The following is a 12,302-nucleotide window of genomic DNA, read 5'->3' on the forward strand; positions in this document are numbered from 1 at the left end:
TCGCTCCCGATCGGAGCGTCCAAACAATATTGCCCAGGATCTTTCGGACGAACCGGAGGACGAGGCCTAGGCAACCGCCTCCAACACTTCACGAATTTTCTGCGCCAGCTGCGGCAGCGTGAACGGCTTCGGGATCAGGTTCACACCCGGATCCAGCACGCCGTTATGCACCACGGCATTCCGCGTATAACCGGTGGTGAACAGGACTTTCAATTCCGGACGCCTACGGAGGGCCTCGTCGGCGAGCTTGCGGCCGTTGACCTCGGGCATGACGACGTCGGTGAAAAGCAAGGCGACATTCGGCGTTCCATCGAGCAGGCGCAGCGCCGTGGCCGCCCCCTCCGCCTCAAGGACGGTGTAGCCGAGCTCGCGCAGCGTCTCGGCATTGACCTTGCGGACACTTTCCTCGTCCTCGACCAGCAGGATCGTCTCCTGGCCGGTCGGAACGGACTCCATGGCCGCGAGGGCCGCATTGGCCTCGGCGGGACCGAAGAAGCGCGGCAGGTAGATCTTCACCGTCGTGCCCTGGTTGGGCTCGCTGTAGATCTTCACATGGCCGCCCGACTGGCGGACGAAGCCGTAGACCTGGCTGAGGCCAAGCCCGGTGCCCTTGCCTGGCTCCTTGGTGGTGAAGAACGGCTCGAAGGCGCGGCCGATCGTGCCGGGCGTCATGCCGGTGCCGGTATCGGTGACGGCGACCAGGACGTACTGCCCCATCCGCATCTGGTGCTCGGCGGCGTAGGTCTCGTCGATATGCGCGTTGGCGGTCTCGATCGTCAGCTTTCCGCCATCCTCCATCGCGTCGCGGGCATTCACCGCGAGATTGAGGAGCGCGTTTTCGAGCTGGTTGTTGTCGGCATGGGTGCGCCACAGACCGCCCGCGAGCACGGTCTCGATCTCGATCCCCTCGCCGAGAGAGCGATGGATCAGGTCGGACATCCCGCCGACGAGCTTGTTGACGTCGATTGGCTCCGGCATCAGCGGCTGCTGGCGCGAGAAGGCGAGCAGGCGATGCGTCAGCACCGCGCCGCGATTGGCGGCTTCCAGTGCGTTCTCAGCGAAGCGCTCGACGTCGCCACGCTTGTCGCGCAGGCGGCGTAGCAGGAGATCGAGATTGCCGGTGACGATGGCGAGCAGGTTGTTGAAGTCGTGCGCGATGCCGCCGGTGAGCTGGCCGACTGCCTCCATCTTCTGCGCCTGTCGAAGCTGTCCCTCGATGCGCTCGCGCTGTTCGGCCTCCGCGATGAGGCGACGGTTGACCTCGACGAGTTCGGCGGTGCGTTCCTCGACCTGATGTTCCAGGCCGACATTGAACTCTCGAAGCTCGTCCTCGCGTTTGCGGAGTTCGGTCGATGCGTCCGCGAGCGCGGCACCGATGAGTTGCGCCTCGCGGATGTTGGACGGCAGCGGTTCTACCGGCTCGCCGCGCCCGAGCGCTTCCGCGTTACGGGCCAGGCGCTCGAACGGAACGATGATCCGGCGCGCATAGAACGAGGCGAAGACGAGTGACAGGCCGGCGAGGCCGAGACCCACGGTCGCGAACACCAGGAGCGACCGCCAGAGCGGCGCCTCCAGCACCTCCTGCGGCATGCCGACGACGACGCGCCAGCCGGGCCCCTTGGTCCGCGAATAGGTGCCGAAGATGATCCGGCCGTCGATCGTATTGCCGGTCCACGATCCTTCCTGCCCGCCGGTATTGGCGAGGAGGTCCGCCGACGCCGTGCGACCGACGAATTCCGCCGTCCGGCGGCTGCGGGCGAGGATCTTGTCGCTGCGGTCGATGACAGCGACGTTGGCCTCCTCGCCGGGATTCTCGCGGGCGAGGATGTCGCTGATCCGCTGGGCCGGCAGGCTCGCGCTGAGGAGATATTTGAGCCGGCCGTCGATCATGATCGGGACCGTGAGCACGAATTGCGGCTCGCGCGACATCGCCCCGATGAACATGTCCGAGATGAAGTCGCGTCCGTTCTCGGCGGCGTCGATCTCGCCCGGCAGAAGGCTCTTCGGGAGCTGGGAGCCATAGGGCATGCGCGCATTGACCAATTGCTGGCCAGTCAGGTCGCGCAGGACGACGCCCAGGCCTTCCCGCTGCCGCACATCCTCAAGAAACCCGTGGAAAGACTGGAGATTCTCGGCAAGCAGCGAGCGCGACACCGCGAGCACGTCGAGCGCGGTCGTCAGGCTGTTCAGTTCCTGATCGACCAGAGTCGCGATGCGGCGCGCGCTCTGCTGCGCATCCTGCTCCACACGGGCGCGTTCGCGCACGGCGAACTCGAAGAGGACGAAACCGACGAAAGCAAGGATCGGGATGAGCAGCGCGAGCCCGAAAAACGACAGATGCCGCCGCATGTCAGAACCCGCCTCGGAGAGGCGTCTGGCAGTCCGTGCAGGCTGGTCGCGCGGTCGTGCTCACGGCGAGCGAAGGAATAGCGAAGCCGGCTGATTTGCAAGTGAATCCCGCATGGGGAAAGGTCGCTCGCGTGACATTTGGTCCGTCGATTGCACGACGGACTTTGATTTGTGACGCACGCGTGGTTCTACTCATTTCGGTGCCGACCGTGCGGGGCGGCGCGAAGGCTTGAAAGCGGACCGTCCTCCCGGTCCCGCGGAGCGAATATCAATGCTGGACGAAGCTACGCGCGTGACCACGACCGCCCGTTCCAAGGTTGCCGATCTTCTCGCGCTGACCGAGACCGAGCGCAAACGCGCCGTTGAGGACCCGTTCGCCAATCCGGTGCTCGCAACGGCACGCACCATCCTGCGCCAGCTCGAACGCGGCGACCTGACCGAAGCCCAGGTCGACGAGGTGATCTCCGAGCTTCGCGACGAGGCGTTCCGCGACCGCGCGAAGCGCCTGGCCGCCTATGTCGGCGGCACCGATCCGGCGGCGTCCGAGGCGAGCTACGACCGCATCGCGGACACGCTGACGACGCTCACCGGCAGCTTCGAGGAAGCGGAAGCGGAATATGCCCGCACGCGCTTCGCCGCCGTCTTCACCGCGCACCCGACCTTCTCGGCGCCGCCCGAGGTGTTCGAGAACCTGGCCGCCCGCGCCTCGGGCCACGATCCCGAGCCTTACGTCGGCTCGCACCGGCCGAAGACACCGACGCTCGAGGACGAATTCAACCAGGCCATGGTCGCGATCAGGAACGGCCGCGACGCGATCGACCGGCTGAACGGCTCGCTCCTCGCCGGCGCCGCGAAGGTCTGGCCGGGCGACTGGACGAAGCTCGTGCCGCAACCGGTCATCCTGGCGAGTTGGGTCGGCTACGACACCGACGGCCGCGTCGACATCAACTGGTGGGATACGCTTCGCCTGCGCCTGCGGATGAAACGCCTTCAGCTCACCCGCCTCGAAGATGCCGTATCGCAATACCCGGCCGCGCACGATCTCGCCGAGCGCATCGACCGCGCCATCGGCTGCATCGACCGCCAGATCGCCTCGGTTCCGACCAAGGGCGATCCGGAGACCGTGGCCGAATTCGCGGCCGAACTGATCGAGCACCGCGAGGACGCGCTGCCGACGATCGAGCCGCTAATGGACCTGTTCGCGGACGCGATCGAGAACGCGCCCGAGAGCGACAAGCTTCCCCTCGCCGTCGCCCGTGCCGGCCTCGCCTCGCACGGAATGTCGCTGGCGCATACGCATGTCCGGCTGAATGCGGCGCAGGTACATAACGCCGTGCGTCTGCGGCTGGGCCTGCAGGATCCGCCGGCCGACCCGTTCCGCCGCCGTGTCCTCCTCGGTGCGATCAACAATGCGCTCGACAAGGTGCAGGCCGTTCCGGTCGATTTTGGCGCGATCCTCGCCGAACAGGCCTCCGCGACCCGCCTGATGATGACGATGGCGCAGATCGCCAAGCACATCGACGGCGACGCGCCGATCCGCTTCCTGATCGCCGAGACCGAGAGCGGCTACACGCTCCTCTCCGTGCTCTGGCTGGCGAAGCTGTTCGGCGTCGAGAAGCATATCGAGATCTCGCCGCTGTTCGAGACGGCGGACGCGCTGGAGCAAGGGTCGCGCGCGATCGAGGAGGCGCTGCGGAGCCCGCACTATCGCGCTTATCTGCGCGAGACCGGCAAGCTCGCCATCGAGTTCGGCTATTCCGATTCCGGCCGCTATGTCGGACAGCTCGACGCGACCTTCCTGATCGAGCGCCTGCGCCTGAAGCTCGCCGACCTGATGAAGAAGCACGGGCTGACGGATATCGAGCTGATCCTGTTCGACACCCACGGCGACTCGATCGGCCGCGGCGCGCATCCCTATTCGCTGACCGACCGGCTGAAATACCTCTCGCCCTCTCCTGCTCGCAAGGTCTTCGCCGATTATGGCATCAGGACGCGCGACGAGAGCTCGTTCCAGGGCGGCGACGGGTACCTCCTGTTCGACACGCCGGAACTGGCGATGGCCTCGATCGCGCGCATCGCCGAGCAGGCATTCGATCAGCCGCCGAAGAACACCGATCCGATCTACGAGGAAGCCGACTTCGCCGCTGATTTCTTCGCGACGATTGGCGCCTCGATGCACGAACTGACCGAGGACCCGGGCTACGCCTCGCTTCTCGGCGCGTTCGGCCCGGCTCTGCTCGACCCGACAGGCTCGCGGCCGCCGATGCGCCAGAGCGACGGCATCACAGGCCCGACCGTCATCAAACACCCGCGCGAACTCCGCGCGATCCTCAACAACGCCATCCTGCAGCAGCTCGGCTGGTGCGCGAACACACTCCAGGGCATCGGCGCGGCCGCCGCCCGCCAGCCCGAACTGTTCTCCGATCTTCGCGAGCGGAGCCCGCGCTTCCGCCGCGCGCTCGATTTTGCCCATCGCGCGCTTGAGCATTCGGATATCGACGTCCTGCGCGCCGGCATCGCTTTGCTCGATCCCGGCTCCTGGCTCGACCGGGCGGCGCATGTCGACCCGCTCCGCGCCCGCCAGCTCGTCGGCGTCGCCGAGGCGCTGAACACGCTGAACCTCTGGGCGCCGGTGCAGGCCATGTTCCGCCGCATCCAGACCGATTACGTCCAGCTTCGCTCGGCCTGGCCGAACGCGCCGCAGATGCAGACGCGCGAGCTCCTGCTGCACGCGCTCCGCATCGCGCTGATCCAGCGCATCTGGCTGATGGCTGTGGCGATCCCGGACTTCTCGCCGCGCCATGGCGTGACCCGGCAGGCATTGCAGATGCGACTGCTCCAGCTCGACGTGCCGGCGGCGCTGTCGCTCCTTGCGGAAGTCTTCCCGAACGAGGCCGACCCGACGGCCGGCCGCGATTTCGGCGAGCCGCACGGCCCGCGCGCCTCGGTCTCCTACGCCACCGAGCACGAGCAGATCTTCGATCCGATCGGCCGGATGTTCGCGCAGGTTCGTGAGATCGGCACGGCGATCACGCACGAGCTGGGGGCGTTCGGGTGAGTGGCCCCTACCTCTCCCGTTTACGGGAGAGGCCGACTCGCGCAGCGAGCGGGTGAGGGCAAACCACGCACTCCATCATCCTCCGGCTTGACCGGAGAATCCCACCTCACGGCGGGCCCAATAGGTTCTTCGGTCAAGCCGGAGGACGACGGCCACTAGCATCGTGCTTGCCCTCACCCCGGTGCGTTGACACGCACTCGACCCTCTCCCGCTTCGCAGGAGAGGAGACAAAGCGCGGCTCCTCTTCGCTTTTTCCGCCCCTGAGCCTTTCAGCGAAAGACTCCATCAACCTTCTTCGCACATCACTAGCCCGTCGCGTATCGACGCTTGTGTGTGAGTAGAAGAGTGGTTGCGTATCTCGTTCCGCCGCGGCTGCGTACCGTCCGCGGCATCGCGACAGCCGTCGCGCTCTGCCTGCTCATGGCTGGCTGCGCGACGGCACCTCGCAGCAAGACCGGTTACATCCCGCGCGGCATGAGCGATCGCGAATGCCTGGCGCGCGCGATGTATTTCGAGTCCAACCGCTCAAGCGAGGACGGCATGCTCGCCGTCGGCTCCGTCGTCATGAACCGCTATGAGGCCGGCAAATACGGCAAGACGGTCTGTGCCGTGGTCGGCGCACCGCGCCAGTTCGCGCCCGGCGTTCTGCAACGGCAGATGACCGAACCGAAGAGCCGCGAACGCGCGATGCGGGTCTCGGGCGACGTGCTGAACGGCAAGCGCCACCCCACCGTCGGCAAGGCCGAATTCTTCCATACGCAGGGCTACGAGCCCGGCTACAACAATATGCGCTACGTCACCATCGAGGGCGGCAACGCCTTCTACGAGAAGGTGAAGAAGGGCGAGAGCACCGGCGATCTCGTTCGCGTCGCCCGACGCGGCCCGGCCGATATCGACGACCTGATCGCCATCAACCAGCGCACCGTCGTCGGGCAGAAACCGGTTCCGAAGCTTGCTCCGGTCGAGGAAGCCGAAGGCATCTACCAGCCGCCGGTCTACGCCCCGCCGCGCATGGTCGCGCAGCGTCCGTCGGCGCCGAGAGATACGCCACGCCGCGACACCGCCCGCTACCGGAGCGGCAAGACGCCGACACCGTCGGCGCCCTACCAGCCGCCGCCTCCGCCGGCCTATGAGCCGCAGATGGCCGCGGAACCTGTCGTGCCGGGACCGGCGCTCGGATGGCAGACCGGCCCGTCGGGGCATATCTACTAAACCGTCGTCCTCCGGCTTGACCGGAGGACCCATAGGGCGCTTACGGGTGGATGCTCCGGTCGAGCCGGAGCATGACGGCTACGCGCCGAACCCGGCGCGCTTCAGCCGCACCACGGCCTGATCGAGCGCCGACAGGAACGCCGAGCGATCCTTCGGCGAGAACGGCTTCGGGCCGCGTGTCGTCTGTCCGGCCGAGCGGAGCTCGTCCATCAGGTTTCGCGTCGCGAGCGCCATGCCGATCGAGGCCGTGGTGTAGGCGCGGCCGGTATTGCCGATCACCTCCGCGCCCGCCTTGATGCAGCGGTCCGCGAGCGGGACATCCTGCGTGATGACGATGGAACCCGGTGCGGCGCGCTCGGCGATCCAGTCGTCGGCGACGTCCGGACCGGCAGGCACGATGACCCGCTCGATCATCGGCTCTTTCGGGACGTTGATGAAGCCATTTGCGACGACGAACACCTTCAGCCCGTAGCGTCCGGCGACGCGATAGACTTCGTCCTTCACCGGGCAGGCATCGGCATCGACAAAGATAGTAATCGGCGTCGTCATGGGCCTCCGAAATGAGAAAGGCCATCCTTTCGGATGGCCTTTCCATTGTCATACCGCGGCACGGATCCAACCGTGCTTGCGCAGCTTACGCGGCTGAAAAATCCGAAGAGGAAACCCAGCTCGCGATGACCAGCGACCGCGGAGTAAGACAATGAGACACTGGATCACCTCCTTTCGATTGTGTTGAACACAACAAAAGATTGGGGCGCGTCCGGCTGCGTCGCACCTGCGCGTTTTGACGCAGGCAGACGGACCTCTCTCTGGGAGGGGTTCTGCAATTGTCTCCATTGTGACGCGCTTGCATCAGCTTTTGCCTCTCCCGTTTACGGGAGAGGTCGACTCGCCGATAGGCGAGCGGGTGAGGGCTACACGGTGCCCAATGTGTGGGAAATCACAGTCAGCACACCTTCCCGGTTCCGGAGCATGTCGTTGTTCCAGAAGCGGAGAACCGTCCAGCCCGCACTCTTCAGATACGCATCCCGGATTTCATCACGCGCACTCTCGGAATGCTGCCCGCCATCCAGTTCGATGACGAGCTTCGCATCCAGGCAGACGAAATCGGCGATGTACGGACCTATCGGGACCTGACGGCGGAATTTGCGACCGGCGAATCTCCGACTTCGAAGTTCGCGCCACAGGATGCGTTCGCAATCGGTGAGTTCCGCGCGGAGCTGGCGCGCAAGATTGGTTTTCTGACCGTCACGCAGCATTGCCCTCACCCGCGCGCCTGTCGGCGAGTCGACCTCTCCCATAAAATGGGAGAGGCAAGGAACGAGCCGCTACGCCGCTGGCCTTTGCGGTCCCGTGTTGACGTGGAAGTCCGGGCCGTTCGTCGTCGCCGCGACATAGCCGCGACGAATGACGAAGTCGGAGAAGTGTTCGCCGGGCGTCTTCGCCTTGGAATAATCGGTGATGATCGGCTCGAGCGCATCGAGGATCTCGGTCTCGTTGACGTCCTCGAGGTAGAGCTTCGACAGCCGCTCCCCGTTGAAGGCAGCGCCGAGATAGAGGTTGTAGCGGCCGGGACCCTTGCCGACGAAACCGATCTCGGCGAGATACGGACGGGCGCAGCCGTTCGGGCAGCCGGTCATCCGCACCACGATCTCCTCCTCGGCGAGACCGTGGCGGGCGACCATTTCTTCCAGCTTGGTGACGAGGGACGGCAGGTATCGCTCGCTCTCGGCCAGCGCGAGGCCGCAGGTCGGCAGCGCGACGCAGGCCATCGCGTTACGGCGGATGGCGGACGCCTGCGATGTCAGGCCGTATTCGACGACCATGGCCTCGATCTTCTTGCGGTTCTTCTTCGAGACGTTCGACACGATGACGTTCTGGTTCGACGTCATGCGGAATTCGCCGTCATGGATCTTCGCGATCTCGCGCAGGCCGGTCATCATCTGCGGCCCGCCGGGAACGTCCTTGATGCGGCCGTTCTCGATGAAGAGCGTCAGGTGCGAACGGCCGTTCTCGCCGTCTGTCCAGCCATAGCGGTCACCGGTGCCGGTGAACTTGAACGGGCGCGGCGCGGCGAGCGCGACGCCGATGCGCTTGCCGACCTCGGCGCGCCAGGCGTCCACACCGCGATCCTCTACCGTGTACTTGACGCGGGCATGGGCGCGGTTCGTCCGGTCGCCCCAGTCGCGCTGGGTCGTCAGCACGGCTTCCGCCGCCTTCAGCGCATGTTCGGGACGGACAAAGCCGAGCACGTTCGCCGTGCGGGGATAAGTCTTGGTGTCGCCATGGGTCATGCCCATGCCGCCGCCGACGGTGACGTTCCAGCCCTCGATCGCACCCTTGTCGTCGAGAATGGCGATGAAACCCAGATCGTGGGCGTAGATGTCGACGTCGTTCTGCGGCGGCACCGCGACGACCGTCTTGAACTTACGCGGCAGATAGGTCTTGCCGTAGATCGGCTCGACGACTTCCGCCGTCTCCTCGCCGCCGGCGATCTTCTCGCCGTCGATCCAGATCTCGCGATATGCGCCGGTGCGCGGCAGGAGATGATCGGAGATGTTCTTCGCCAGATCATAGGCCGCCTGATGGGCGCCCGACTGGTGCGGGTTGGAGGCCGACAGCACGTTGCGGTTGACGTCGCCGCAGGCGGCGATGGTGTCGAGCAGCACCGAATCCAGCTTGCGGATGGCGGCGCGCGAATTCGACTTGATGACGCCGTGGAATTGGAACGTCTCGCGGGTTGTCAGGCGCAGCGTGCCGTTGGCGTAGACACGGCCGATCTCGTCCATCGCGAGCCATTGCGCGGGCGTGGTGACGCCACCCGGAATGCGCACGCGGATCATGAAGGAGAACGCCTTCTCCATCTTCTTCCGCGAGCGCTCGGCGCGGAGGTCGCGCTCGTCCTGCAGATACATTCCGTGGAATTTGACGAGTTGCTGGTCGTCCTCCGAGATCTCGCCGGTGATCTCGTTGGCGAGGCCCTCGTTCAGCGTGCCGCGCAGATAGCGGCTCGCATCCTTCAGATATTCGTTACGTGCCAACTTGTCGGTCATATCCGTCGTCCTCCGGCTTGACCGGAGGACCCATTTCCGGGTCCACAGCGATCCTCCGGTCAAGCCGGAGGATGACGAGTCCTAATACACGTCCGTCAGGTAGCGCTTCTCGTTCTCGATGGCGCGTACGGCGGCTTCGGCGTTCTCGGGCGTCAGCGCCTTCACGTCGGCATAGGCTTTGACGAGCGTCGAGCGCACGTCCTTGGCCATGTTCTTGGCATCGCCGCAGACATAGAACTTAGCGCCGCCGTCGAGCCAGTCGACGAGGTCCCGGCGCTTCTCCCACATCTTGTCCTGCACGTAGATCTTCTCCGGCGCATCGCGCGAGAAGGCGACGTCCATGCGGGTCAGCACGCCGTCCGCCTTCGCGTCCTGCCATTCGAGTTGGTACAGGAAGTCGTGTGTGAACTGGCGGTCGCCGAAGAAGAGCCAGTTGCGGCCCTGCGCACCGATCGCACGGCGCTCCTGAATGAAGGCACGGAACGGCGCGACTCCGGTACCGGGACCGACCATGATCACGTCGCGATCGGGCTCGGGCAGGCGGAAATGCTTGTTCGGCTTCAGCTTGACGCGAAGGTTCGCGCCCTTCTTCACCCGGTCGGCGATGAAGGACGAGGCGACGCCCATGCGCTGGCGGCCGAAGCTCTCGTAACGCACCGCCGAGACAAGGATATGCACCTCGTCCTCGAACTCGCGGCGCGAGGAGGCGATCGAATAGGCGCGCGGCGCGAGCGGGCGCGTGATGTCGAAAATCTGCTCGATCGAGAGCTTCGATGGATAGGCTGCGAGCAGGTCGATGAGCTGGCGGCCGGTCAGCCAGTCGCGGACATGGCCGCCGTCGATCATCGCCTTGACCTCGGCATTGCCGGTCGCGGCGACGAACTTCTCCAGCGTCTTCGGCGAGAGCGTGGTGATGTCGCGGTCTCGGATCAGGTCGCCGCGCAGTGCCTCGTTTCCGGAATGGCCGGTGAGGTCGAGGACTTCGGCGACAAGCGCCGGATCGTTCTCGGCATAGACGTCGAGCGCATCGCCCGGCTCGTACGGGATCGAGCCGTTCTCGAAGCCGAGGGCGACGTGGAACGTCTCCTTCGCCGAGCGCGAGGAATTGAGGTTGATGTGGTCGACGACCTCGGCCGTCACCGGTGAATCGGGAACGACGGCCTGGCGGGCGCCGAAATCGACCTCGATGACGTGGCCGCCGCCGGCTGCCGGAGCGGGCGCGATGGTGTCGAGCGTGGCCTCGATCCAGCCGGAGGCCGGAGCCTGGTAGTCGAGATCGCAATCGACGCGGTCGACGACGCGCTTGCCGCCGAGAGCTTCGAGGCGCTCGTCGATCTTGCGGCCGGTGCCGCAGAAATCGACATAGGCGGTGTCGCCGAGCGCGAGCACGCTGAACTCGACGCCGTCGAGCTTCGGGGCGGCGTCGCTCATCAGCTCTTCATAGGCGCGGACGGCGCGCGACGGCGGATCGCCCTCGCCCCAGGTCGCGGCGATGACGAGGAGCTTCTTCGCCTTGGTCAGGTCGGAAAGCTGGAGGTCGCCGAAGTCGATGACATTCGGCTTGAAGCCCTTCTTGCGCGCGGCCTTGGCGGCGTCGGCGGCGAGCTTCTCGGAATTTCCGGATTCGGTCGCGAACAGGATGGTCAGCGGCTCCGCAGCCTTCGCCGGCGCGGCCGGCTGCGGTGCCGCACCGATGCCCTGCGCGGCATCGAGACCGGTCAGGAAACCTGCCAGCCATGCGCGCTGAAGCGGCGTCGCGGGCGCGATGACGCGATTGAGAATCGCGATCTCATCCTCGCTGAAGGGCGCGGTGTTCGGTATCGACGACAAAATCATCAACCTTAGCTACGACAATCGTCCCCGAAGGGGTGGTCTACATAGACCAGATGGATTGCGTTGTAATCAACAAAATCTGGAAGTTATTTAAGCTTCCGAAGCTCGTCGCTCAAGTGTCATGAGCCGGCTTTCTCCGCAACCCTGATAGGTGCATCGGTCAACGATCTCGCCTATAGAGCCCTGCCCGTTTCGCGGGGCGGAGTGATTTGATGCGATTGATCGGACTGGCGGGCTGGAGCGGCGCGGGAAAGACGACGCTCCTGGAAAAGCTTCTTCCGGAGCTGATCAACAAACGCGGCCTGCGTGTCTCGACGCTGAAGCATGCCCACCACAACTTCGACGTCGACAAGCCGGGCAAGGATTCATGGGTGCATCGCCAGGCCGGTGCGTCTGAGGTCCTGATCGTCTCGGAGAACCGGTTCGCGCTGATGCACGAGCTACGCGGCGCACCGGAGCCGACCCTGCCGGAGCTGGTTGGCAGGCTGTCGCCGGTCGACCTCGTCATCGTCGAGGGCTTCAAGCGCGGCCCGCATCCGAAGATCGAGATCTGGCGCGAGGCTAACGGGCGGCCGTTCCTCCACACGCAGGACCCGACGATCCGCGCCATCGCCGCCGACAAGCCCTTGCCCGATGCACCGATCCCGGTGATCGACCTCGATGATATCGGCATGATCGCGAATGTAATTCTGGCCGAGGCCCGGCCGGTCGAGACGGCGTTCGCGACAGGCTTCTGACCAAACCGGCGTGTCATTAGTCTATGGGGGCCGGACGGCGCCGCGACCGGTCCCATATTC

The 12,302-nt window shown here is 65.5% G+C and carries 8 protein-coding genes; 3 read left to right on the forward strand and 5 right to left on the reverse strand.

Annotated elements, in window-relative coordinates:
• Nucleotides 1–66: 66 nt before the first annotated feature.
• Nucleotides 67–2,349: a hybrid sensor histidine kinase/response regulator gene (locus tag ACFPFW_RS06530; protein WP_114958125.1), complete on the reverse strand. Its 2,283-nt coding sequence runs from the start codon at nucleotides 2,347–2,349 to the stop codon at nucleotides 67–69.
• 271 nt (nucleotides 2,350–2,620) lie between these two features.
• Here ACFPFW_RS06530 and ACFPFW_RS06535 point away from each other — a divergent pair, with 271 nt between their 5' ends.
• Together ACFPFW_RS06535 and ACFPFW_RS06540 are read left to right on the forward strand one after the other, a co-directional pair.
• Complete coding sequence (locus ACFPFW_RS06535; RefSeq protein ID WP_114958126.1) at nucleotides 2,621–5,407, forward strand: phosphoenolpyruvate carboxylase; 2,787 nt, start codon at nucleotides 2,621–2,623, stop codon at nucleotides 5,405–5,407.
• Nucleotides 5,408–5,752: 345 nt separating this feature from the next.
• Entirely contained in the window at nucleotides 5,753–6,619 is an 867-nt protein-coding gene (locus ACFPFW_RS06540) for a cell wall hydrolase (protein WP_379769925.1), read from the forward strand.
• Nucleotides 6,620–6,697: 78 nt separating this feature from the next.
• Here the strand turns inward: ACFPFW_RS06540 and ACFPFW_RS06545 are convergent, their stop codons facing one another.
• The 4 genes from ACFPFW_RS06545 to ACFPFW_RS06560 form a co-directional block, all read right to left on the reverse strand.
• A complete protein-coding gene (locus ACFPFW_RS06545; protein ID WP_114958127.1) occupies nucleotides 6,698–7,168 on the reverse strand; it encodes a YaiI/YqxD family protein in 471 nt (156 codons plus the stop codon).
• A 365-nt stretch (nucleotides 7,169–7,533) separates the two neighbouring features.
• A complete protein-coding gene (locus tag ACFPFW_RS06550; protein ID WP_114958129.1) occupies nucleotides 7,534–7,878 on the reverse strand; it encodes an endonuclease domain-containing protein in 345 nt (114 codons plus the stop codon).
• Between the two features lie 69 nt (nucleotides 7,879–7,947).
• A complete protein-coding gene (locus tag ACFPFW_RS06555; RefSeq protein ID WP_114958130.1) occupies nucleotides 7,948–9,672 on the reverse strand; it encodes an NADPH-dependent assimilatory sulfite reductase hemoprotein subunit in 1,725 nt (574 codons plus the stop codon).
• Nucleotides 9,673–9,753: 81 nt separating this feature from the next.
• Complete coding sequence (locus ACFPFW_RS06560) at nucleotides 9,754–11,508, reverse strand: diflavin oxidoreductase (RefSeq protein ID WP_379769930.1); 1,755 nt, start codon at nucleotides 11,506–11,508, stop codon at nucleotides 9,754–9,756.
• Nucleotides 11,509–11,717: 209 nt separating this feature from the next.
• On the opposite strand from ACFPFW_RS06560, the gene mobB reads away from it, so the two are divergent.
• Nucleotides 11,718–12,242 (forward strand): molybdopterin-guanine dinucleotide biosynthesis protein B, encoded by a 525-nt coding sequence (gene mobB, locus ACFPFW_RS06565; protein ID WP_114958132.1) that lies wholly within the window; start codon nucleotides 11,718–11,720, stop codon nucleotides 12,240–12,242.
• Nucleotides 12,243–12,302: the final 60 nt, after the last annotated feature.

The sequence above is a fragment of the Flaviflagellibacter deserti genome (assembly GCF_042652085.1).
Classification (GTDB): Bacteria; Pseudomonadota; Alphaproteobacteria; order Rhizobiales; family Methylopilaceae; genus Flaviflagellibacter; species Flaviflagellibacter deserti.